This is a genomic window from Rhizobium sp. S163, assembly GCF_030380805.1.
Taxonomy (GTDB): domain Bacteria; phylum Pseudomonadota; class Alphaproteobacteria; order Rhizobiales; family Rhizobiaceae; genus Rhizobium.
This window is the reverse complement of sequence record NZ_JAUDSA010000036.1, coordinates 42,136-63,707: the sequence shown is the minus strand read 5'-3', so window position 1 is coordinate 63,707 and position 21,572 is coordinate 42,136. Positions and strand designations below refer to the sequence as shown.

Below are 21,572 nucleotides of genomic sequence, written 5' to 3'. Positions count from 1 at the left end.
CCTCGTCTATTACGTGGCCAGGTTACGCCCGAGGCGTCTTACTTGGCGGCATCCGGCGCCGTGCGCGTGTCGACGTCGACAACGACGCTGAGGCCGGCGCGCAGGCGACCCGTGTCGAGCGCGTCCTGCGGCAGGGCAATGCGAACCGGTACGCGCTGAATGATCTTGGTGAAGTTGCCCGTCGCGTTTTCAGGCGGCAGCAGCGAGAACACCGAGCCCGATGCCGGCGAGATCGATTCCACCGTGCCGACGATCGCATGATCGTCATAGGCGTCCACATGGACATTGACCTTGGAGCCCGGAACCAGATGCTGGATCTGCGTTTCCTTGAAGTTCGCGTCGATATAGAGCTGGCGGACCGGAACGAGCGCCATCAGGCGCTGGCCGGGCGAAACCAGATCGCCTTCCTGAACCGAGCGGTTGCCGACGACGCCGTCATAAGGCGCCTTCAGAACCGTGAAGGACAGGTCGCGGGCGGCCTTGTCGCGGGCAAGCTCGAGCTGGCGGATCGTGCCTTCGGCTTCGCGGCGCTGTGCGTGCAGCAGCGTCACATTGGCTTCGGCCGATGCGATCGCGGCGTCACCGCCGACGAGATTGGCCTTTGCCTGGTCGAGCGCGATATTGGCGGTGTCGAGCGATGCGGTCGTGCCGACCGACTTCGCCTGCAGCTCGCTGGCGCGGGTCTGGGTGATCTGCGCGCCGCGAACGGTGGCATCGAGCGCTACCTTCTGCGCCTTGGCCTGGTCGAGGCTAGCCTCGCCGCCGGCGATCTGCGCGTCGATGCGCTGCAGCGACAGCTTCTCGGTGTCGAGCGAGGCCTGCGCCTGCTCCAGCGCCAGCTTGTAGTCGCCGTCGTCGAGCGTGGCCAAGGTATCGCCGACCTTGACCTGCTGGTTGGCGACGACGTTCACCTTGGCGACGTAGCCGGTAACCTTGGGAGAGATCGTGGCGATATCGCCTTCGATATAGGCGTCATCCGTCGAGATCATGAAGCGACCGACCGTGAACCATTGGTAGCCGAAATAGGCAGCGCCGGCCAGAAGTGCGAGCCCGAGGATCGGGAGCACGGGGCTGCGCTTCTTTTTCTTCTGCTCAGGCGCTGTCTCGACCGGGGCGGCCACGGTCTGCGGCGTGCGCGGCGCTTCAGCGGTTACGGCTGCTTCTTGAGCCTCATCTTCCGCAGGCTTGCTGACAATCCTGGTGACATTGGCGTTCTGGCTGGACGACATGAGAGAATACCGGTAAATCGAGTAAAACTGATCGAACTGAACGGTTCGGTTTAGTTGACATAGAGCCTTTTTACGTTCATATCAAGATGTATCGAACCACCCGGTTCGATTTTGTTAACGAAACATTCGCATGTGCGAATATGGTTAAGGAGCTATGACAGACTTTTCCGACGTTTCCGTGGAGGAATCGACATCTGCAGGAGGCAGATGGGCGGCGGGTGAAGACCCCGCAAAACGCAAACAAATTCTCGACGGTGCCCGCCGCGCGTTCATGAAATACGGCTTCGATGCCGCCAGCATGAACGACATCACGCGCGAGGCCGGCGTTTCGAAGGGTACGCTCTACGTATACTTCGCCAACAAGGAAGAGCTGTTCGCCGCAATGATCGAGAGCGAACGCGCCGCCTTCGTTGCCGCTATGCGCTCCACGCTTGCCGAGCGCGAGGACGTGGAAACCGGTCTCCATGATTTCGGCATGGATTTCATAGCCCATATGACCGATGAGAAGGTCATCAGCGCCATGCGCACCGTGCTCGGTGTGCGCGACCGGATGCCGGCGCTCTGTCAGCGCTTCTTCAACGGCCCGGAAAACCTGCGCACCATCCTGCGCGACTATCTCATTCGCTATGTCGAGGCCGGCCAGCTTCATATCGGCGACATCGAACTTGCGGCCGCCCAGTTCCTCGATCTCTCCAGCGGCAGCTTCTTCAAGTTCAGGCTTTTCGGCAGCATGGAAAAGCCGCCATCGAAACAGGAAGCCGAGCGCGTCATCAATGGCGCCGTGCGCATGTTCATGGCGACCTATGGGGTCTCGAACAAAGGCTGATCTACGCCTGACATCCCCGGATCAGGACCGTTCCGGCACAGGAGCGGTCCCGCTTAAACGACCTGGGCCATGGAATAAAACCCCGCCGACTTTCGTATACTCCCTTGCGCGCTTTCCAAGACATGCTTGCCAAGCAGAGGCGCGCGGTTACATTCGAGCGACCGCTAATGTGGCGCAAAGGGATATACATAGATGCAAGACATCATGATGCTCGTGCAGGACCCGGCCGCCTGGGTGGCCCTCGTCACCCTGGTGGTGATGGAAGTGGTCCTCGGGATCGACAATCTCATCTTCATTTCCATCCTCACCAACAAGCTTCCACCTGAAACCCGCGAAAAGGCCCGCAAGCTCGGCATCGGTCTGGCTCTGATCATGCGCCTGGCGCTGCTCGGCACCGTCGCCTGGATCGTCAAGCTGACGACGCCGGTCTTCGAAGTCTTCGGCCACGGCTTCTCGTGGAAGGACATGATCCTGATCGCCGGTGGTCTCTTCCTGCTCTGGAAGGCGACCAAGGAAATCCACCACACCGTGGACCCCGTCGACCATGAGAACGACGCGGCATCCGCTGCTGTCGTCGCCAGTTTCACCGCCGTCATCGGCCAGATCCTGGTTCTCGACCTCGTCTTCTCCGTCGACAGCATCATCACCGCCGTCGGCATGACGCCGCACCTGCCGATCATGGTGATCGCGGTTGTCGCCGCCGTCACGGTCATGCTGGTTGCCGCGACCCCGCTTGCCAACTTCATCGAGAAGAACCCGACCATCGTCATGCTGGCGCTCGGCTTCCTGATGATGATCGGCACGACGCTGATCGCCGAAGGCATGGGCTTCCACGTCCCCAAGGGCTACGTCTACGCCGCCATGGCCTTCTCGGCGCTCGTCGAGGTGCTCAACATGCTGGCCCGCAACGCCAAAAAGCGAAAGCGCGAGGCAAACAAGCAGAACACCCTGCACTAAAAAACAAAACGGGCGCGGCCACCAGGCCGCGCCCGTTTCGCATCAAAGCCGTCGTTCAGAGCATGTCGCCGAGCGTCCAGTGGTTCGCCCAGCGCGCATCGATCTCGTCCTCGACGTTTTGAAAGCGGATATCGGTCGAAAGCCGGATCAGTTGTTCGGCGCTGCGGTTGGTGGTCGCCGCGTGGATCATGTAGGGGCTGTGCAGTACCACGTCGCCCGCCTCGTAGTCGGCGATCAGCCAGCGCGTATCGAAGCGCTCGGCCATCCCAGGCAGATCCTTCGACACCCAGCCGCCCTCGCTCATGTTCCTGTTATAGGCGCTGATCCGCTCTTCCGCGGTGAGCGCAGCGCTTTTTTCCGCAAACGCCTCCTCCATCCGCTTGCCGATCGCATGCGAGCCCTCGAGATAGACCAGCCCGCCCATGTCGACCGGCGTATCGCCAAGCGGAATCCAGGCCGTGACGATCCGGCTCGTTCCGCCGCGCAGATAGACGAGATCGTAATGCGCCGGTGTCGCCGTCGGCGTGCCGGGGCGCGTGAAGCGCATGATCTTGCGCTTGTGGAGATAAGAGATGCCGGCAAGGAACTGGTCCATGAAGCGGGTCAGCCGAGGCTGCGCGCAAAACCCCTCATAGGCCGCCGAGCGCACCAGCGCCATCAGGATGCGGTCGGCCAACTGCTTCTCGGGCTCGACGCTTGACGCCAGCCCGAGTGCCGGGTCGGACCCCGCCTCGATCAGCCCGGATCGCGCCAGATGCGAGAACACCCAGCCGCGAAACGCCAGCACGTCATCCCGCTTCAGGAACCCTTTCAGCCAGACATAGCCGTCCCGCTCATAGCGCTCGCGGATCGCCTCAAGCCCGATACCGGGATCCGTCGCCTCCAGCCGCCCCATGCGGTTCGGTGCGGTCGACAGGCGCTTGCCGTCGGCAAACAGCTCTATCGCCGGCGCACTGCAGGATTGAACAGCAAGACTTGACATTTCGATCACCTCCCAAGCGAATAGCCTGACGCTTTATCGCCTGCACCGAGGAGGAAGACCATGGACGGAAGAACAAGCTGGACTTTTCGCTCATGATCGACGCCACGATCGCGCTCTATCGCTCGCCTCCATCAGGCGCCACCAGCCTGGCCGTGACAGGCTTCGGCCGCCAGCGCGTCACCAGCCGGCTCAAGAACCGCAGGCTGCCAACACATGCCGTCGTGATGGTGGAGCGCGGGCACGGTTGGCTGCTGAGCGACAAGGCGGGAACGATTGAGATATCGGGCCCGGCACTCTTCTGGCTCCCTGCTGGAATGACGCACGGCTATGGGCCCGATCCGGGCGAAAGCTGGGACGAGCGCTGGGCGCTGTTTTCAGGCACCCTCGCCGACGAGTGGCTCCGCCAGCGCCTGATCGACGAGGCAGCGCCAATGGTGCCGCTCGAAAACCCGCGCGAGATGCGACACCTCTTCACCACGCTGCAGGACGAGTTCGCCGAAGACAATCCGCTCGGCCTCGCCGCATCGGCCGCGACGCTTCATCGGATCGTCATCGAGGCCGCCCGCCAGGCGTCCCGCGCGGCCGCAAGTACCAAGACGGACGCGACGATTGAGAGGGTAGTGGAAGCGCTGGAGCAGCGAGCGTTCGAGCCGGTCGACATGACCGCCCTCGCCTCTGAATTCGGCCTGTCACCGGCGACGCTGCGCCGCCGCTTCGCGACCGCGAACGGGCTTTCGCCCAAGGCCTTCCAGCTGCGCCTGCGCATCGACCATGCCAAGCAGCTGCTGACGACGTCGGACCTCGCGATCGAGGCGATCTCGCACACAATCGGTCTCGACGACGCCTTTTATTTCTCGCGGCTGTTCCAGGATCGCGAACGGTGCTCGCCGAGCGAATTTCGCCGCCGGCACCGCCGCGCCTGATCAGATCAGCCGGCCGCCAGTTCCTTGTCGATCGCCTGCACCAGCCGCTGGTCGTCTGCGGTCACGTCAGGTGCGAAGCGGGCGACGACCTTGCCGTCGCGACCGACCAGGAACTTCTCGAAGTTCCAGAGAACGCCCTTGTCGCCGGCCTCCGCGAGACCGCGATCGACCAGCTTCTCGCGCATCGGGCCTTCGCCCGTTGCCGGCAGGTCCATGCCCGTCAGCAGCTTGTAGAGCGGATGCTGGTCGTCGCCCTTGACCGAGATCTTCGAGAAGATCGGAAACTTCACATCATAGGTCAGCGTGCAGAACTCGACGATCTCGGCGTCGGTGCCCGGTTCCTGGCCCTTGAAGTTGTTGGCCGGGAAGGCGGCGATCACGAAGCCGCGTTCGCGCTTGCCTTCGTAGAGCTTCTCCAACCCTTCATACTGCGCCGTCAGCCCGCATTTCGAGGCAACGTTGACGACAAGCACGACCTTGCCCTTGTATTCGTTCAGCGTGGTCTCGCGGCCATCGGCGAGCTTTACCGGCACGCTCAAGATATCGGTCATAATCAATCTCCAACATGAAATACCGACGCGGAAGCTATACCCGCGCGCCCGTTTGTCCAGCGCGGAAATCGCCCGCTGGCAAATTCGCGCAAACCATCTAGTCTGGACGGAAAGGCGCGGCCCCATGCAGAGGATCGGGCGGGAGGATCTGGATGTCTCGGGAAGTGTTTTTGGCAGCCTTCATCTGCGCCTGCCTGATCGCCGCCTCTATCGGCACCATGCTCAGCTATCACAAGCTGCCGAGCCACCATCGGCAGGAGGAGACCAACGCCGTCGTGCGGCTGGTGGCCAACATCTTCGTGGTCATGACCTCGCTGGTCTTCAGCCTGATGATCAACTCGGCGAAGAACACCTTCGAGGGCATCGACAGCAACGTCCACGCCTTCGCCACCGAGATCATCCTCTTCGACCAGACGCTTCGAACCTACGGGCTGGAAGCCAACGAAACCAAGCACAGGCTTTCCACCTATGTCGAAATCGCGCTCGGCAACGTGCCCCCATCCAGCGACCCGCTAGTCAAGGGCGACCCCGCCGCCGAGTTCGCCCTCAACGAAGTGGGAAACAGCCTGTCCCTCCTCACCCCCGACGATCCCGGCCATATCGCGCTGCTGAACAATGCGCGCCAGCAATACCAGCGGATCGTCGAGCAGCGCTGGGTCCTCGTCGAGCAATCCGAAGGCGTTATCCCACGGCCGCTGATCGCCATGCTGGCGACATGGCTGATCCTGATCTTCGCGAGCTTCGGCTACCGCGCGCCGAAAAACATCATCGTCGTCTCGATGTTCGTCATCGCCGCCTTCCTGATCTCGGCCTCGATCTATCTGGTGCTCGACATGGACATCCCCTTCAACGGTCTCATCCAGATTTCCGACCTGCCGCTGCGCCGGGCGCTGGCCGAACTTCAGCGCTGACGACAACCAGATGCGGAACCATATCGCTGCTCGATCGGTTTGGTCCGTATGAAGAGCACAGAAAAGAAAGCCCGCCGCGGCATGACGCGGTTCGTCGCCATCATCTTCACCGTCGCCGTGATCATGGCCGTGGTCTATTATTTCGGCTTCACGCCAGGCTCTGCCTGACGGCTATCATTTAGCCGGCTTGAAAGTCCACTTCACGACATAATCGCCGTTGCGCTTGGTCTTGATCTTAGTCTTGACCCTGACGGGACCACCGATTGCTGCCTCCGCCGCCTCGAATGCCTGGCGCGCCTGCGCCATGGCGTCATGATAGCTGGAGTTATCGCGTCGCGGGCTGTCGGCGATCGCCTTCAGGAGCGCGAGCGTATCGGGTGTCTTCTCATCCGGACGCTTGTTACCCGCAGCGCCCTTGCGCGTCTCATTGCCCATGCTCACTCCTCGGCGGGGCGATCCGCCCATCAGCGTCCATATACCGGCCGCGACCGAAATCTCAATGCGAAGGATACCCAGCGGCTGCGCGGCGCATGAATTTTTGCGCGCCCTAAGCCATTGAAGTACATCGCGCGCGGCACAGTTATCCGCGAAGGCCGGGAAATCTCCCGGCTTCCGATCCAGTTCCCGGAAACGCATGACAACACAGCAGATTCTCGCCTTCGGCGTCATTGGCCTGATGATGGCGGTCTTCATCTGGGACCGCTTTCGCTACGATCTCGTCGCCTGCTGCGCGCTGGTGTTGGCGATTGCCGTCGGCCTCGTGCCCTTCGACAAAGCCTTCTCCGGCTTCAGCGATGATATCGTCATCATCGTAGGCAGCGCGCTCGTCGTCAGCGCCGGCGTCGCCCGCTCCGGCATCGTCGATACCGCGATCAAGCGCTTCTTTCCCAATCTCGATACGCTGCACACCCAGCTCGCGCTGCTGCTTATCGTCGTCGCCGTGCTGTCGGCCTTCATCAAGAACATCGGCGCGCTGGCGATCATGATCCCCGTCGCCTTCCAGTTCGCCCGCAAGAGCGGCAAGTCGCCCTCGCTCTACCTGATGCCGATGAGTTTCGCGGCCCTTCTCGGCGGGCTGATGACGCAGATCGGCACCTCGCCCAACATCGTGGTCTCGCGCCTGCGCGGCGAGATAACAGGCACGCCCTTCACCATGTTCGACTTCACCCCCGTCGGCGCCACGCTGGCGTTGGTCGGCGTCGTCTTCCTGATCTTCTTCCACTGGCTGGTCCCTGAACGAAAGAATGAGAACCCTTCGCTCGAGGAAGCGCTCGACGCCAAGGCCTACTTCTCCGAAGCCACCGTCGCGGAGGAATCGACCGTCGAGGGCAAGCCGCTCAGCGATCTCCTGAAACTCGGCGACGGCGACGCCGTGGCAACCGCGATCCTGCGCGGCCACACCCGCCTCTCGCCCTTCCCCGATGTGGAGCTCAGAAGCGGCGACACGCTGCTGCTTGAGGGAAGCCCCGACGCGCTCGACCGCATCGTCTCCAACGCCAAGCTCAAACTCTCGGGCAAGCCGATCGCCGACCCCGCCGAGCGCAACGACCTCATATCGATCGAGGCGATCGTCGCCTCGGAATCGCAGCTGGTCGGCTGGTCGGCGCGGCAGCTGTCGCTCTCGAACCGCCGCAGCGTCAACCTGCTCGCCGTCTCCCGCAAGGGTCACCGGCTGAACGAGCGCCTGAGCGAAGTTCGTCTGCGCGCCGGCGACGTGCTGGTGCTGCAGGGCAACCGCCGCAACCTTCCTGCCTTCCTGCAGGAGTTCGCCTGCCTTCCTCTCGCCCAGCGCGACATCATGCTCGGCACCTCACGCCGCGCCTACCTGCCGCTTTTGATCCTGCTCGCCGCCATGGCCGCCACCGCCACCGGCGTCGTGCCCGTCGCCACCTCCTTCTTCTGCGCCGCGCTCGCCATGGTCGTCTTCCGCGTCATCCCGCTGGTCGATGTCTACAAAGCGCTCGACGCCCCCATCCTGATCATGCTCGCGACGCTGATCCCGGTCTCCGATACGCTGAGGACGACAGGCGGCAGCGAACTGATCGCCGGCTGGCTCGGCCATCTGGCAGCCCAGATGCCGCATTACGGCGCGCTGGCGCTGATCCTGATCACCGCCATGGCGGTCACGCCTTTCCTCAACAACGCCGCCACCGTGCTCGTCATGGCGCCCATTGCGGCAAGCTTCGCCCAGACGCTCGGCTACAAGCCCGACGCCTTCCTGATGGCAGTGGCGATCGGTGCCGGCTGCGATTTCCTGACCCCGATCGGCCACCAGTGCAACACGCTGGTCTTCGGCCCCGGCGGCTATCGCTTCAGCGATTACCCTCGCCTCGGCCTGCCGCTCTCCTTCCTGATCATCCTCGTCAGCGTGCCGCTGCTGCTCTGGGTCTGGCCGGTTACCTGACACGTGACCGGATGGGCGTGCCGAACTGGCGCAAGCGACGGCGCGGGCGGCATTTTCCTTGACGTGTGCAGCCGAATATGGCCTTAAAGCCAGCCAAACGGACAATTGGCCGGACAAGCGGGCGAAATGCCCTTTTCCGGCCGGTTTCCTGATCCAGTTATCTGCATTCTTCAGGCCGAGCGTTGCTTTCCCTCAGAAAGCCTTCCGGCATTTATTTGACGGGCACATAAAATGACAGCTTCCGGCGTCCGCGTCCGCATTGCTCCCTCGCCTACCGGCGAGCCGCATGTCGGCACCGCATACATCGCACTCTTCAACTATCTCTTCGCCAAGAAGCACGGCGGCGAGTTCATCCTGCGTATCGAAGACACCGATGCCACGCGCTCGACGCCCGAATTCGAAACCAAGGTGCTCGACGCGCTGAAGTGGTGCGGCCTGGAATGGTCGGAAGGCCCCGACATCGGCGGCCCCTACGGCCCCTATCGCCAGTCCGACCGCAAGGAGATGTACCAGCCCTACGCCCAGGAACTGCTGGACAAGGGCCATGCCTTCCGCTGCTTCTGCACGCCCGAGCGCCTGACCGAAATGCGCGAGGCTCAGCGCGCCTCCGGCAAGCCGCCGAAATATGACGGTCTCTGCCTGAAGTATTCCGCCGAGGAAGTCTCCGCCAAGCTCGCATCCGGCGAAAGCTCCGTCATCCGCATGAAGATCCCGACCGAGGGTTCCTGCGACTTCACCGACGGCGTCTATGGCGACGTCTCGATCCCGTGGGATTCGGTCGACATGCAGGTCCTGATCAAGGGCGACGGCATGCCGACCTATCACATGGCCAACGTCATCGACGACCATCTGATGAAGATCACCCACGTCGCCCGCGGCGAGGAGTGGCTGGCATCGGTGCCGAAGCACATCCTGCTCTATCGCTATTTCGAGTGGGAACAGCCTGTCTTCATGCATCTCTCGCTCATGAGAAATGCCGACAAGTCGAAGCTCTCGAAGCGCAAGAACCCGACCTCGATCAGCTATTACTCCGCGCTCGGCTATATCCCGGAAGCGCTGATGAACTTCCTCGGCCTGTTCTTCGTGCAGATCGCCGAAGGCGAGGAACTGCTCGACATCGAGGAACTGGCCGGCAAGTTCGACCCGGAAAACCTCTCCAAGGCCGGCGCCATCTTCGACATCCAGAAGCTCGACTGGCTGAACGGCCGGTGGATCCGCGAGAAGATGTCGGAAGAAGAGTTTCAGAGCCGCGTTCTCACCTGGGCGATGGAAAACGATCGCCTGAAGGCCGGCATGGCGCTGTCGCAGTCGCGCATCTCCAAGCTCGGCGAACTGCCGGAGCTGATGGGCTTCCTCCTGAAGTCGGACCTCAACCTCGATCCGTCCGCCTTCGCCAAGATCAAGTCGCCGCCGGAAGAGATCCTCGAGATCCTGAACACGGTGCAGCCGGATCTGGAAAAGATCCTCGAGTGGAACGTCGAATCCATCGAAGCCGAACTGCGCGCCATCGGCGACCGCATGGGCAAGAAGCTCAAGGTCATCGTCGCCCCGCTCTTCGTCGCCGTCTCCGGCTCGTCGCGCTCGCTGCCGCTGTTTGACAGTATGGCCATCCTCGGCCGCTCGGTCGTCCGCCAGCGCCTCAAACTGGCCGCGCAGGCCGTGGCCTCGCTGGTGGGGCCGAAGTAATTTGCGGAGAAGCCCCTCCCCCTTGTGGGGAGGGGTTGGGGAGGGTCTTCGCCAGAAAACCCCTCCCCTCCGCTTCGCTCCGACCCTCCCCACAAGGGGGAGGGTTAAGCCGAGCCCGGCGCAAGCCACCTGAACCGACAAGATTCCATGCCCATCGATGAGGCACATGACATGACCGACAAGACCGAAACCGCCACCCTCTCCTCCGACGCGACTGAGGTTCGCGCCCAGAAGCTGAAGCTGCTGCGCGAAAAGATCGGCGACGTCTATCCGGCGCATTTCCACCGTACCATCACCAATGCCGAGCTGGCCGAGAAGTACAAGGATCTGGAATCCGACATCGAGACGACTGACGTCGTCACCGTTGCCGGCCGCGTCTATTCCTCGCGCAATTCCGGCATGTTCATGGATATCCATGACGCCGGCGGCAAAATCCAGATCTTCAGCCACAAGGACGTGACGCCCGAGGCCGCCCGCGAGATGCTCGCCATGATCGACATCGGCGACATCATCGGCGTGACCGGCACCGTGCGCCGCACCAAGCGCGGCGAGCTGTCGATCAACGCGCAAGAGATCACCATGCTCACCAAGTCGCTTCTCCCGATGCCGGAGAAGTGGAACGGCATCGCCGATATCGAGATCCGCTACCGCAAGCGCCACCTCGACATCATGAGCAACGACGAATCCAAGCTCCGCTTCCAGCAGCGCTCGAAGATCCTCTCCGGCATCCGCCGCTTCATGGAAGACGACGGCTTCATGGAAGTCGAGACGCCGATGCTGCACTCGGTTTACGGCGGCGCCACCGCCGATCCGTTCAAGACGCACCACAACACGCTGAAGCAGGACATGTACCTGCGCATCGCGCCGGAACTCTTCCTGAAGCGCACGCTGGTGTCGGGCCTCACCGACAAGGTCTTCGAGATCAACCGCAACTTCCGCAACGAAGGCGTTTCCACAAGGCACAATCCCGAGTTCACCATGATGGAGTGCTACTGGGCCTATGCCGATTACGAGGACATCATGGACCTCGTCGAGCGCCTGTTCGAGAAGCTGGCGCTACAGGTTCACGGCACCACCGAATTCCCCTTCGGCGACAAGCAGATTTCCTTCAAGGGCCCGTTCAAGCGCGTTCCCATGCCTGACGCCGTCAAGGAAGCGACCGGTATCGACTTCCTCGCCATGAAGACCGACGAGGAAGCCCGCGCCGCCGCCAAGGCCGCAGGCTTCGAGGTCGAGAAGGACTGGACCTGGGGCGAGTGCCTTGCCTTCATCTTCGAGGAGAAGGTCGAGGGCACGCTGATCCAGCCGAGCCACGTCACCCACTTCCCGAAGGACATCTCGCCCTTCGCCAAGGAAGTGCCGGGCGAGCCGCGCCTCGTCGAGCGCTTCGAGACCTATTGCAACGCCTGGGAACTGGGCAACGCCTTCTCGGAACTCAACGATCCGGAAGAACAGCGCCGCCGCATGGTCGAGCAGCTCGAGCAGGCCCATGCCCGCGGCGAGAAGGACAAGCAGCTGGACGACGAATTCCTCGACGCCATCGACCAGGGCATGCCGCCCGCAGGTGGTCTGGGCATCGGCGTCGACCGCCTGACCATGCTCTTGACCAACGCCCCCTCGATCCGCGACGTCATCCTCTTCCCGGCCCGCAAGGCCAAGGCTGACTAAGGCGGGTTACGGACACAAGAAAAGGCGGCCGCCCGAAGGGGTTGGCCGCCTTTTTTGTTTGTTTCGACGTTGGCTCTTCTCACCGCCGTTCGGAAATGAGCAAACCTCCCACTGACGTCGAGAACGACGCGCCAACACCTCCCCACCCTCATTCCTGTGCTTGTCACAGGAATCCAGCCGACGCGCGTCTGCGCGGCGAAGAGAGTCTATTGCGATCAAGGACTTGATCGCGCTGGATCCCTGTGACGAGCACAGGGATGAGGGAGAGTGTGGGGACCGCGCTCGCTAACTCACTAACGTCGCGTCACGCTGAAAGGCTCGGTACCCGCGCACCGCAAGCAACCAATCAATGCCCGCCTGAAGGCGCCGCCGCCGGGGCTGCCTCACCTTCGGCCGGTGCAGCGCCGTGGCCTCCGGCAGCAGGCTTCTCGCCCTTGGCAGTCGGCTTGCCCTCGCCGCCCTCGGTCGCGGCAACCGCGATCGGGTCGATACAATCGGACACGTCCTTGAACGACGCGTTGAGCGTGGTGATCTCGTCCTCGGGCAGGTCGACGCGTTCGCCGAAGAACAGGCCGTTGGCCGCCGCCGTGCCGTCGTAGTAGCGCGCGGTGAAGACCTTGTTGCCGTCGATGCTTTCAACGATCGGATCGGGATGCGGGATATAGACCACGTCGGCGCCGATGGCACGGCCGCGGATATCGGAGCGCAGCGTCGGGCCGTTGGCGTCGAGAACCACGACCTGCACCAGATCCGGCTTCTGCGCGTCGTAGACGGCCTTGGCCACCCTCAGCGCCGTCTTGACGCGGGTCATGCCGTCGGTCGGCTCGGTCTTGATATACTTGCGGATCCAGACCCGCTTCTGCTTCTTGATGGTGACGAGATTGACGTCGGTGCACGCGGCGCCGTTCACGGTCTCCGCGGGAGGACCGAGCAGGGTGTCCTTGCCGATATACAGCGCTGCGCCGCCGGAAACGCCCCCGAGAAGGGCAATTCCGCCGATGATCAGCACCAATTTCCGGGAAGGCCGGAAGATGCGCAGTAAGGCCTTCACGCCAACTGCTCCGCCATCAAGTCACTCCAACGCAATAAACTGGTCTGGACGCTAGAGAAATGACGTTTCGGAATACTTAAATGCGGGCAAGAAGTTTGTGCCACAAAGAGACTTATCCCAAAAAAGGTCCAGCATGGTGCACGCTTGCAATGGCCTCGGGCGCCATGCTCTAAGATGCCATGGCCTTCACGCTTCGCCAGATTCAATACTTCATCGCAGTGGCCGAGCAGGGCTCGATCACGCGGGCCGCGCAGAACCTGTCGATCTCGCAATCCTCGGTTACGGAAGCGCTGAAGGAGCTGGAGACCGACCTCGGCGTCGAGCTCTTCGATCGCCATCCGCGCGGGCTGACGATCACCCACAACGGCCACCAGTTCCTGCGCCATGCCACCAAGATCCTGGCCAGCGTCTCCGACGCCCGCGCCAGCTTTTCTAACAACAGCAACCAGCCCTCAGGCACCCTCAACATCGGCGTCACCTCGCTGGTCGCTGGCTACGTGCTCTCCGACCTGCTCGCCCGCTACCGCCGCGCCTGCCCCGGCGTCGAGGTCTCCGCGATCGAGGACAATGGCGGCTATCTCGAACATCTGCTGGTCGGCGGCGAGCTCGATGTCGCGGTCATGGTCATCTCCAACCTGCGCGACCGCATGGCGCTGCAGGCCGAGATCCTGGAGACCTCGCCGTACCGCCTCTGGCTCCCCATGGGCCATCCGCTTGTGTCCGCCGACATCATCTCGATCGCCGATATCGCCCGCGAGCCGCTGATCATGCTGACCGTCGACGAAATCGAGGAGAACACCGGCAAGCTCCTCTCCGCCCTCGGCGCCCGCCCGCACGTCGCTTTCCGCACGCGTTCGGTCGAGGCCGTGCGCAGCCTGGTCGCGACAGGCGCCGGCGTGGCGCTGCTCCCCGATCTCGTCTACCGCCCATGGTCGCTGGAAGGCGACCGCATCGAAAGTCGCGACGTCTCCGGCTCGCTTCCGGTCGTTCAGGTCGGCATGGTCTGGCGCAAGGGCTCCAGCCTGCCGCAGGCAGCAAGGGATTTCGTCGGCATCGCCGAGGCTATGAGAAGCGGGCGGCCGCGCTGACAAAAGCCTACCTATCGGAAATTCCGATATCGCCATTCTGATAAATGAATTTGCGAAAGCGGCTTTTTCGCGTCACCTTTTCCGGCGGGAACAAAACGCCACGAAGTGGCACCAAAACCGGGAGACATCAGATGAAATATCTTCTGAAATCGTGCACGGCTGCGCTTGCGACCCTGAGCTTCGTGACGCAGGTCGTGGCCGCCGAGCCGCTGAAGGAATTGGGCAAGGGCGAGGGCGCCGTCAGCATCGTGGCCTGGGCCGGCTATATCGAGCGCGGCGAAAGCGACAAGAATTACGACTGGGTCACCGGCTTCGAGAAGGAAACCGGCTGCAAGGTTTCGGTCAAGACCGCCGCCACCTCCGATGAAATGGTGTCGCTGATGAACGAAGGCGGCTTCGACCTCGTCACCGCCTCCGGCGACGCCTCGCTCCGCCTCGTGGCCGGCAAGCGCGTCCAGCCGATCAACACCGATCTCATCCCGAGCTTCAAGAACGTCGACAAGCGCCTGCAGGAAGCGCCCTGGTATACAGTGGGCGGCGTGCATTACGGCGTTCCCTATCTTTGGGGACCGAACGTCCTGATGTACAACACCGACGCCTTCAAGGGCGAGGCGCCGAAGAGCTGGAAGGTGGTGTTCGAGGAAGAGACGCTCCCCGACGGCAAGTCCAACAAGGGCCGCGTCCAGGCCTATGACGGCCAGATCTACATCGCCGACGCAGCACTTTATCTCATGGCCCACAAGCCGGAACTCAACATCAAGAACCCCTACGAGCTGAACGAGGACCAGTACAAGGCCGCCCTCGATCTCTTGCGCGGCCAGCGCAAGCTCGTCTCGCGCTACTGGCATGACGCGATGATCCAGATCGACGATTTCAAGAACGAAGGCGTTGTCGCCTCCGGCTCCTGGCCCTTCCAGGTCAACCTGATGCAGGCGGACAAGCAGAAGATCGCCTCCACCTTCCCCGAAGAGGGCGTCACCGGCTGGGCTGACACGACCATGCTGCATGCCGACAGCGAGCACCCGAACTGCGCCTACATGTGGATGGAGCATTCGCTGTCTGCCAAGGTCCAGGGCGACGCCGCCGCCTGGTTCGGCGCCGTCCCCTCCGTTCCGGCTGCCTGTAAGGGCAACGAACTGATGACCGACACCGGTTGCGCCACCAACGGCTATGATCACTTCGACAAGATCAAGTTCTGGCGCACGCCCACCGCCAAGTGCGAACAGGGCGAGTGCGTGCCCTATCATCGCTGGGTGTCGGATTATATTGGCGTGATTGGCGGGCGGTAGGCTTTAGCTCTAGCGTTAGCCTCGGCCTCTCTTCTCCCCAACGGGGAGAAGATGTCCGAAGGACAGATGAGGGGGTGAGCGACGAGGGAGCGAGCGTCTGAGCGACAAGCGAAGACGACGCCTGCCGTGCCGCCCCCTCATCCGACCCTTCGGGCCACCTTCTCCCCGTGGGGGAGAAGGGAACACCGCAAACATCGGAGCCCCCAAAATGACACCCGCCGTCCGTTTCCAGAAGGTCTCCCGCCATTTCGGAGCCGTTCGCGCCGTCGATGGCGTCGATCTCGAGATCGCGCCGGGCGAGTTCTTCGCCATGCTGGGGCCGTCGGGTTCGGGCAAGACCACCTGCCTGCGCCTGATCGCCGGTTTCGAGCAGCCGACGGCGGGGCATATCGAGATTTTCGGCGAGACCGCCGAGGGCGTGCCGCCCTATAGGCGCAACGTCAACACCGTGTTCCAGGACTATGCGCTCTTCCCGCATCTCAACATCCTCGACAACGTCGCCTACGGGCTGATGGTCAAGGGTGTCGGCAAGACGGAGCGCGCCAAGGCCGCCGAACAGGCGCTGGAACTGGTGAAACTCCCCGGCTATGGCGCCCGCAAGCCCGGACAACTGTCAGGCGGCCAGCGGCAGCGCGTGGCGCTCGCCCGGGCGCTGGTCAACAAGCCGCGCGTGCTGCTGCTCGACGAACCGCTCGGCGCGCTGGACCTGAAGCTGCGCGAGCAGATGCAGGAGGAGCTGAAGGGCCTGCAGCGGGCGCTGGGGATCACCTTCGTCTTCGTCACCCACGACCAGGGTGAGGCACTCTCCATGGCCGACCGCGTCGCCGTCTTCAACGATGGCGGCATCGTCCAGGAGGGCACGCCGCAGGATATCTACAACCGGCCGAAAACTCGCTTCGTCGCCGATTTCGTCGGCTCCTCCAATGTGATCGCCCCCGAGCTGATGACCGCGCTCGGCGGCGAGAAACGCTGGGCGAGCCTTCGCCCGGAAGCGATCCGCCTCACCGGCGATGGCGTCGAATCCCGTGTCGAAAACGCCAGCTTCCTCGGCGCCGCCACGCGGCTCACCGTTGCGGCCAGGGGCACGCGCCTGCATGTCATGCTGCCAGCAGGTATCGCCGTGCCCGAAGTCGGCGCCGATGTCCGCCTGTCGTGGCAGCCGGTCGACGTACACTACATGGACGACGCCGCATGACCGCGATTGCGCTCACCCACGAGGAGACGGCGACCTCGATCCTGCCCGGACGCGGCGGCTTCTTCGGCCGCCTCTCCGACATGTTCTGGCGCCGCCCCAAGCTGCTGCTCTTTCTGATGCTGACGCCGCCGCTGCTCTGGCTTGGCATCATCTATATCGGCTCGCTCCTGGCGCTTCTGCTGCAGAGCTTCTTTTCGATCGACGATTTCTCCGGACTGGTGAACTACGAATTCACGCTGGCAACCTATGCGCAGCTGCTGTCGCCGACCAATTTCGACATCATCGTCAGAACCGTGCTGATGGCAGCGCTGGTGACGCTCGCTTCCGCCGTCGTCGCCTTCCCGATCGCCTACTACGCGGCCCGCTACGCCAAGGGGAAATGGAAGGCGCTCTTCTATCTCGGCGTCATGCTGCCGCTCTGGTCGAGCTATCTGGTCAAGATCTACGCCTGGAAGCTGATCCTTGCCAAGGAGGGTATTCTCACCTGGTTCTTCGCCAAGCTGCATCTCGCCTGGCTGCTCGACGGCGTGCTGGCCCTGCCCGTCATCGGCGGCAACTCGCTGTCGGTGAGCTATATCGGCACCTTCCTCGTCTTCGTCTATGTCTGGCTGCCCTACATGATCCTGCCGACGCAGGCAGCACTCGAGCGCGTGCAGGGCAATCTGATCGAGGCCTCGTCCGATCTCGGCGCCACGCCGGGCCAGACCTTCCGCACCGTGCTCTTTCCGCTGGCGCTGCCCGGCATCGTCGCCGGCTCGATCTTCACCTTCTCGCTGACGCTCGGCGATTACATCATCCCGCAGATCATCGGCTCCTCGCGCCTCTTCATCGGCCAGGCGGTCTACGCGCAGCAGGGAACGGCCGGCAACGTGCCGCTCGCCGCCGCCTTCTCCGTCGTCCCCATCGTCATCATGGCCGCCTATCTGTGGCTGGCCAAGAAACAGGGAGCCTTCGATGCGCTCTGACCGTGGCCAACGCGCGCCGATCGCGCTGAAAATCGCCGCCGCCGGCGGGTTGCTTTTCCTGCACCTGCCGATCCTTTTGATCTTCGTCTACGCCTTCACGACGGAGGAAAAGAGCTACCAGTGGCCGCCGCCGGGGCTGACGCTGCAGTGGTTCGGCATCGCCTGGAACCGGCCGGATGTCTGGGCGGCCCTTGGGCTTTCCGTGCAGGTCGCCTGCATCGCCACCGCGATCGCGCTGGTGCTCGGCACGCTCTGCGCCGCCGCCGTCAGCCAGACGAAGTTCTTCGGCCGCGAGGCGATCTCGCTGCTCGTCATCCTGCCGATCGCGCTGCCTGGCATCATCACCGGCATCGCGCTGCGCTCGGCCTTCAGCCTGTTCGACATCCCTTTTTCTGTCTGGACGATCGTGCTCGGCCACGCCACCTTCTGCGTCGTGGTGGTTTATAACAACGCCGTCGCCCGCTTCCGCCGCACCCAGGGCTCGCTGATCGAGGCCTCGATGGATCTCGGCGCCGATGGCTTCCAGACCTTCCGCCACGTCATCCTGCCGAATATCGGCACGGCGCTTCTGGCCGGCGGCATGCTGGCTTTCGCGCTCTCCTTCGACGAGGTCATCGTCACCACCTTCACCGGCGGCCAGCAATCGACGCTGCCGATCTGGATGCTGGAAGAGCTGATCCGCCCGCGCCAGCGCCCCGTCACCAACGTGGTCGCCATGGTCGTGGTGCTCGTCACATTCCTGCCGATCCTGGCAGCCTACTACCTCACGCGCGATGGCGATCAGGTCGCCGGAGCAGGAAAATAACCGGAGCGCGGGATACCCCCATCCCGCCCCACCGATAACAAGGGAGAACATCATGGACACCGCGATGCTGATTGGATCCCGCTTCGAAGCGGGCACCGAGATCGAAGAAAACATCCTGAACCCGAAGACCGGCGAAACCGTGCTGAGCCTTGCCGAGGCCTCGCTCGGCCAGATCGACGCCGCCGTCGATGCCGCCGAGAAAGCCTTCTCCGCATGGTCGCAGACGACACCCGGCGAGCGCGCCGGCTATCTGCTCAAGATCGCCGACGCGATCGAGAAGGACGCCCAAGGCTTCGCGACGCTGGAAGCGCTGAACTGCGGCAAGCCGATCAACGCGGTGCTGAACGACGAGATCCCCGCCATCGTCGATTGCTACCGCTTCTTCGCCGGCGCGGTGCGCAACCTGCACGGCCCGGTCGCCGGTGAATATCTGCCCGGTCACACCTCGATGATCCGCCGCGACGCCGTCGGCATCGTCGGCTCGATCGCGCCATGGAACTACCCGCTGATGATGATGGCCTGGAAGCTGGCGCCCGCAATCGCCGGCGGCAACACCGTCGTCTTCAAGCCCTCCGAGCAAACGCCGCTGACGGCGCTGAAGATGGCGAAGCTCCTCTCCGACATCCTGCCCGAGGGCGTCGTCAACGTCATCCTCGGCCGTGGCGAAAGCGTCGGCAACGCCTTGATCAACCATCCGAAGATCTCGATGCTATCGATCACCGGCGATGTCGCAACCGGCAAGAAGGTGCTGCAGGCGGCCGCAAAGACCGTCAAGCGCACCCATCTGGAGCTCGGCGGCAAGGCCCCGGTCATCGTCTTCGACGATGCCGATATCGATGCGGTCGTGTCAGGCATCCGCACCTTCGGCTATTACAATGCCGGCCAGGACTGCACCGCCGCCTGCCGCATCTATGCCGACGCCAAGGTCTACGACAAGTTCGTCGCCGACCTCTCTTCGGCTGTCTCCTCGATCAAGTTCAACCTCGCCGACGACGCGGAAAACGAGATCGGCCCGCTGATCTCCAAGCGCCAGCGCGACCGCGTCGAAAGCTTCGTGGCGCGTGCCGGCGAGCACAAGCACATGGAGATCACCACCGGCGGCAAGACATCGGGCGATAAGGGCTTCTTCTACACGCCGACTGTCATTGCCGGCGCCACGCAGGAAGACGAGATCGTTCGCCGCGAGGTCTTCGGCCCCGTCGTTTCCGTCACCCGCTTCACCGATGTCGAGGATGCCGTCACCTGGGCCAACGACAGCGACTATGGCCTGGCTTCGTCGGTCTGGACCAGGGACATCAGCCGCGGCATGAAGACCGCCGCCCGCCTGCAATATGGCTGCACCTGGATCAACACCCACTTCATGCTCACCAACGAGATGCCGCATGGCGGCCTGAAGCAATCGGGCTACGGCAAGGACATGTCCGTCTACGCACTGGAAGACTACACCGCCGTCCGCCACGTGATGATCAACCACGGATAAGCGCGACCCGGTTTTCGAGAGCAACGCCGGCGCGAGCAATTGTGCCGGCGTCATTTTATCCGAAGCGGATAAATCGAACCGCTATCTCATTGGATATGGAACCTTTTTCGCTCTGGCGCGTCTTCTATCGGACCAACTAGAAGGAACGCCTCCATGCTGAAATGGGCTCTTATCTTTTTCGTGATTTCGCTGATTGCGGGCTTCTTCGGCTTTTCCGGAATTTCCGCGGCGACGGCGACGATCGCGCGCGTTCTCTTCGGTATCGCGCTGATCATCTTCGTGATCTTCCTGATCCTGGCGCTGATGGCCGGCCAAGCAATCTTATAGCCCGGCCTTGACCGAAAACAGCGACACGGGATCGGCGACGCCCTTGAGCGATACCGGTTCCAGCGCCTCGAAATCCATTTCCGAACTCTCGTCTGTGGCGGCATCATGCGTGCCGCCGCAGACAAGCACCTGCGAAGGTGCGGCGACCGATGCGATCCGCGCCGCCAGGTTGACCGTGTGGCCGAAAATGTCGCCATCGCGCGGCACCACCTGACCGGTCGCAACACCCACTCTCACCTCCGGCAACTGATGCGCCGCACTCTCGGCGATGAGCGACAGTGACGCCTTCAGCGCCGCCTCCGCATCCGGAAACAGCATCATCACCCCATCGCCCAGCGGCTTGACGATACGCCCGCCGGCAAGGTTGGCGAGACGTTGCGCCAGCGCCTCGAAGCTCGCCGCCTTCTCGGCCGCCCTGACATCGCCGATATCGCGCGTCAGTGCCGTGAAGCCTGTGAGATCGGCGAAAGCCACCGCCGGCAGCGCCTGATCGCCCTCGGCCTCGGCACCAAGCCCGCGCAAGGCGTCCTGCAGCCGCCCGACCACATTGTCGAACACCGCCTCCTCGAGCATTCGCCGCTGCAGCAGGAAAAGCATGCGGATGCCGATGCGCTGCAGCGAAAGCCGCGTGGCCGCACCCGCCGCAAGCACCTCGCGATGGCTGAGCCCTGCCGCCAGCATCGGCTCCTCAACTTCGGCGCGGAAGAGATCGCGCATCGTATCCACGCAGCGCCGCATCGACTGACCGAAGACCCTGAGCACCCGCTGCATGCCCTCGTCGGAAGCACCGAGCCCGGTGCATTCGGTGATCAGCCGGATGAACTCCTCGTCATCCTCCCGCAGCGCCCGCTTCGGCGACATCGGCGAAAGCCCGGCGCTGGAATGCAGCGCGTTGACGCGGCCAAGATCGAGCGACGCACCAACGAGCGCGTCCGCAAGCGACTTGTCCGACATGGTGACCGGCTCAAACATCAGCTGGCTGGCGAAATCGAGCGAGACGATCTGCTGCCTGAGACCGGTGGCGAGCGTCTCCAGCGCGATGCCGGCGGCATTCAGCGCCAGCACCAGCCGCAGCCGGCTGACATCGCTCGCCGCATAGCCATCCGGCCCGGCCTCGATGATCTGAAGCCGCGCTACGGCATCCAGCTGCTCGGCATCGCAACCGGCAAGCGCCGCCAATCTCTCGCGCGACAACGACCCCATGAAGCCCCCAAAACAACCCCAGGTGAAGAAAA

20 protein-coding genes are annotated in these 21,572 nt (G+C 63.2%); 14 read left to right on the top strand and 6 right to left on the bottom strand.

Annotated features, from left to right (window positions below):
- Positions 1-38 precede the first annotated feature (38 nt).
- Entirely contained in the window at positions 39-1,229 is a 1,191-nt protein-coding gene (locus QTL96_RS25380) for an HlyD family secretion protein (protein WP_113009209.1), read from the bottom strand.
- A gap of 154 nt (positions 1,230-1,383) precedes the next feature.
- Between QTL96_RS25380 and QTL96_RS25375 the strand changes: the two genes are divergently transcribed.
- Positions 1,384-2,055 (top strand): TetR/AcrR family transcriptional regulator, encoded by a 672-nt coding sequence (locus tag QTL96_RS25375; RefSeq protein WP_289729667.1) that lies wholly within the window; start codon positions 1,384-1,386, stop codon positions 2,053-2,055.
- 192 nt (positions 2,056-2,247) lie between these two features.
- Positions 2,248-3,012 carry a TerC family protein gene (locus QTL96_RS25370; RefSeq protein ID WP_018901987.1) on the top strand — a complete coding sequence of 255 codons (765 nt, stop codon included), beginning with the start codon at positions 2,248-2,250 and terminating at the stop codon, positions 3,010-3,012.
- Between the two features lie 55 nt (positions 3,013-3,067).
- Here the strand turns inward: QTL96_RS25370 and QTL96_RS25365 are convergent, their stop codons facing one another.
- Complete coding sequence (locus tag QTL96_RS25365; protein ID WP_289729666.1) at positions 3,068-3,994, bottom strand: phytanoyl-CoA dioxygenase family protein; 927 nt, start codon at positions 3,992-3,994, stop codon at positions 3,068-3,070.
- A gap of 92 nt (positions 3,995-4,086) precedes the next feature.
- Between QTL96_RS25365 and QTL96_RS25360 the strand changes: the two genes are divergently transcribed.
- On the top strand, positions 4,087-4,917 hold the full coding sequence (locus QTL96_RS25360; RefSeq protein WP_289729665.1) for an AraC family transcriptional regulator: 831 nt from the start codon (positions 4,087-4,089) through the stop codon (positions 4,915-4,917).
- A gap of 5 nt (positions 4,918-4,922) precedes the next feature.
- Here the strand turns inward: QTL96_RS25360 and QTL96_RS25355 are convergent, their stop codons facing one another.
- Complete coding sequence (locus QTL96_RS25355) at positions 4,923-5,468, bottom strand: glutathione peroxidase (protein WP_289729664.1); 546 nt, start codon at positions 5,466-5,468, stop codon at positions 4,923-4,925.
- A 152-nt stretch (positions 5,469-5,620) separates the two neighbouring features.
- On the opposite strand from QTL96_RS25355, the gene QTL96_RS25350 reads away from it, so the two are divergent.
- Complete coding sequence (locus QTL96_RS25350; protein ID WP_026283632.1) at positions 5,621-6,379, top strand: DUF4239 domain-containing protein; 759 nt, start codon at positions 5,621-5,623, stop codon at positions 6,377-6,379.
- 174 nt (positions 6,380-6,553) lie between these two features.
- Here QTL96_RS25350 and QTL96_RS25345 read toward each other — a convergent pair whose 3' ends face one another.
- Entirely contained in the window at positions 6,554-6,814 is a 261-nt protein-coding gene (locus tag QTL96_RS25345) for a hypothetical protein (RefSeq protein WP_289729663.1), read from the bottom strand.
- A gap of 199 nt (positions 6,815-7,013) precedes the next feature.
- On the opposite strand from QTL96_RS25345, the gene QTL96_RS25340 reads away from it, so the two are divergent.
- From QTL96_RS25340 to lysS, 3 genes are all read left to right on the top strand, one after another.
- The gene (locus tag QTL96_RS25340; protein WP_209215375.1) at positions 7,014-8,783 is read left to right on the top strand and encodes an SLC13 family permease; all 1,770 of its coding nucleotides are present in this window, start codon (positions 7,014-7,016) and stop codon (positions 8,781-8,783) included.
- Between the two features lie 231 nt (positions 8,784-9,014).
- Positions 9,015-10,469 (top strand): glutamate--tRNA ligase, encoded by a 1,455-nt coding sequence (gene gltX, locus QTL96_RS25335; protein WP_112944181.1) that lies wholly within the window; start codon positions 9,015-9,017, stop codon positions 10,467-10,469.
- A gap of 171 nt (positions 10,470-10,640) precedes the next feature.
- On the top strand, positions 10,641-12,137 hold the full coding sequence (gene lysS, locus QTL96_RS25330) for a lysine--tRNA ligase (protein ID WP_289729662.1): 1,497 nt from the start codon (positions 10,641-10,643) through the stop codon (positions 12,135-12,137).
- Between the two features lie 346 nt (positions 12,138-12,483).
- On the opposite strand, the gene QTL96_RS25325 is transcribed toward lysS, so the two are convergent.
- Positions 12,484-13,188, bottom strand: coding sequence for a hypothetical protein (locus tag QTL96_RS25325; protein ID WP_289729661.1), 705 nt, complete (start codon positions 13,186-13,188; stop codon positions 12,484-12,486).
- 179 nt (positions 13,189-13,367) lie between these two features.
- Between QTL96_RS25325 and QTL96_RS25320 the strand changes: the two genes are divergently transcribed.
- The 7 genes from QTL96_RS25320 (at position 13,368) to QTL96_RS25290 (ending at position 20,337) form a co-directional block, all read left to right on the top strand.
- Positions 13,368-14,276, top strand: a complete 909-nt coding sequence (locus QTL96_RS25320; RefSeq protein ID WP_047509743.1) for a LysR family transcriptional regulator — start codon at positions 13,368-13,370, stop codon at positions 14,274-14,276.
- Positions 14,277-14,407: 131 nt separating this feature from the next.
- On the top strand, positions 14,408-15,565 hold the full coding sequence (locus tag QTL96_RS25315; protein WP_289729660.1) for an ABC transporter substrate-binding protein: 1,158 nt from the start codon (positions 14,408-14,410) through the stop codon (positions 15,563-15,565).
- A gap of 208 nt (positions 15,566-15,773) precedes the next feature.
- A complete protein-coding gene (locus tag QTL96_RS25310; protein WP_289729659.1) occupies positions 15,774-16,760 on the top strand; it encodes an ABC transporter ATP-binding protein in 987 nt (328 codons plus the stop codon).
- Complete coding sequence (locus tag QTL96_RS25305) at positions 16,757-17,725, top strand: ABC transporter permease (RefSeq protein WP_289729658.1); 969 nt, start codon at positions 16,757-16,759, stop codon at positions 17,723-17,725. The genes QTL96_RS25310 and QTL96_RS25305 overlap by 4 nt, the downstream gene beginning before the upstream one ends.
- A complete protein-coding gene (locus QTL96_RS25300; protein ID WP_037179553.1) occupies positions 17,715-18,530 on the top strand; it encodes an ABC transporter permease in 816 nt (271 codons plus the stop codon). Before QTL96_RS25305 ends, QTL96_RS25300 begins: the two co-directional genes overlap by 11 nt.
- Before the next feature lie 52 nt (positions 18,531-18,582).
- Positions 18,583-20,010, top strand: a complete 1,428-nt coding sequence (locus QTL96_RS25295; RefSeq protein ID WP_289729657.1) for a gamma-aminobutyraldehyde dehydrogenase — start codon at positions 18,583-18,585, stop codon at positions 20,008-20,010.
- 153 nt (positions 20,011-20,163) lie between these two features.
- A complete protein-coding gene (locus QTL96_RS25290) occupies positions 20,164-20,337 on the top strand; it encodes a DUF1328 domain-containing protein (RefSeq protein WP_047509759.1) in 174 nt (57 codons plus the stop codon).
- On the opposite strand, the gene QTL96_RS25285 is transcribed toward QTL96_RS25290, so the two are convergent.
- A complete protein-coding gene (locus QTL96_RS25285; protein ID WP_289729656.1) occupies positions 20,332-21,540 on the bottom strand; it encodes an adenylate/guanylate cyclase domain-containing protein in 1,209 nt (402 codons plus the stop codon). The genes QTL96_RS25290 and QTL96_RS25285 overlap by 6 nt on opposite strands.
- Between the last annotated feature and the right edge of the window lie 32 nt (positions 21,541-21,572).

What these genes read in the sequence shown, in the direction of transcription:
- QTL96_RS25380 (WP_113009209.1), bottom strand. Translation starts at nt 1,229, where the DNA reads ATGTCGTCCAGCCAGAACGCCAATGTCACCAGGATTGTCAGCAAGCCT.
- QTL96_RS25375 (WP_289729667.1), top strand. Translation starts at nt 1,384, where the DNA reads ATGACAGACTTTTCCGACGTTTCCGTGGAGGAATCGACATCTGCAGGA.
- QTL96_RS25370 (WP_018901987.1), top strand. Translation starts at nt 2,248, where the DNA reads ATGCAAGACATCATGATGCTCGTGCAGGACCCGGCCGCCTGGGTGGCC.
- QTL96_RS25365 (WP_289729666.1), bottom strand. Translation starts at nt 3,994, where the DNA reads ATGTCAAGTCTTGCTGTTCAATCCTGCAGTGCGCCGGCGATAGAGCTG.
- QTL96_RS25360 (WP_289729665.1), top strand. Translation starts at nt 4,087, where the DNA reads ATGATCGACGCCACGATCGCGCTCTATCGCTCGCCTCCATCAGGCGCC.
- QTL96_RS25355 (WP_289729664.1), bottom strand. Translation starts at nt 5,468, where the DNA reads ATGACCGATATCTTGAGCGTGCCGGTAAAGCTCGCCGATGGCCGCGAG.
- QTL96_RS25350 (WP_026283632.1), top strand. Translation starts at nt 5,621, where the DNA reads ATGTCTCGGGAAGTGTTTTTGGCAGCCTTCATCTGCGCCTGCCTGATC.
- QTL96_RS25345 (WP_289729663.1), bottom strand. Translation starts at nt 6,814, where the DNA reads ATGGGCAATGAGACGCGCAAGGGCGCTGCGGGTAACAAGCGTCCGGAT.
- QTL96_RS25340 (WP_209215375.1), top strand. Translation starts at nt 7,014, where the DNA reads ATGACAACACAGCAGATTCTCGCCTTCGGCGTCATTGGCCTGATGATG.
- gltX (WP_112944181.1), top strand. Translation starts at nt 9,015, where the DNA reads ATGACAGCTTCCGGCGTCCGCGTCCGCATTGCTCCCTCGCCTACCGGC.
- lysS (WP_289729662.1), top strand. Translation starts at nt 10,641, where the DNA reads ATGACCGACAAGACCGAAACCGCCACCCTCTCCTCCGACGCGACTGAG.
- QTL96_RS25320 (WP_047509743.1), top strand. Translation starts at nt 13,368, where the DNA reads ATGGCCTTCACGCTTCGCCAGATTCAATACTTCATCGCAGTGGCCGAG.
- QTL96_RS25315 (WP_289729660.1), top strand. Translation starts at nt 14,408, where the DNA reads ATGAAATATCTTCTGAAATCGTGCACGGCTGCGCTTGCGACCCTGAGC.
- QTL96_RS25310 (WP_289729659.1), top strand. Translation starts at nt 15,774, where the DNA reads ATGACACCCGCCGTCCGTTTCCAGAAGGTCTCCCGCCATTTCGGAGCC.
- QTL96_RS25305 (WP_289729658.1), top strand. Translation starts at nt 16,757, where the DNA reads ATGACCGCGATTGCGCTCACCCACGAGGAGACGGCGACCTCGATCCTG.
- QTL96_RS25300 (WP_037179553.1), top strand. Translation starts at nt 17,715, where the DNA reads ATGCGCTCTGACCGTGGCCAACGCGCGCCGATCGCGCTGAAAATCGCC.
- QTL96_RS25295 (WP_289729657.1), top strand. Translation starts at nt 18,583, where the DNA reads ATGGACACCGCGATGCTGATTGGATCCCGCTTCGAAGCGGGCACCGAG.
- QTL96_RS25290 (WP_047509759.1), top strand. Translation starts at nt 20,164, where the DNA reads ATGCTGAAATGGGCTCTTATCTTTTTCGTGATTTCGCTGATTGCGGGC.
- QTL96_RS25285 (WP_289729656.1), bottom strand. Translation starts at nt 21,540, where the DNA reads ATGGGGTCGTTGTCGCGCGAGAGATTGGCGGCGCTTGCCGGTTGCGAT.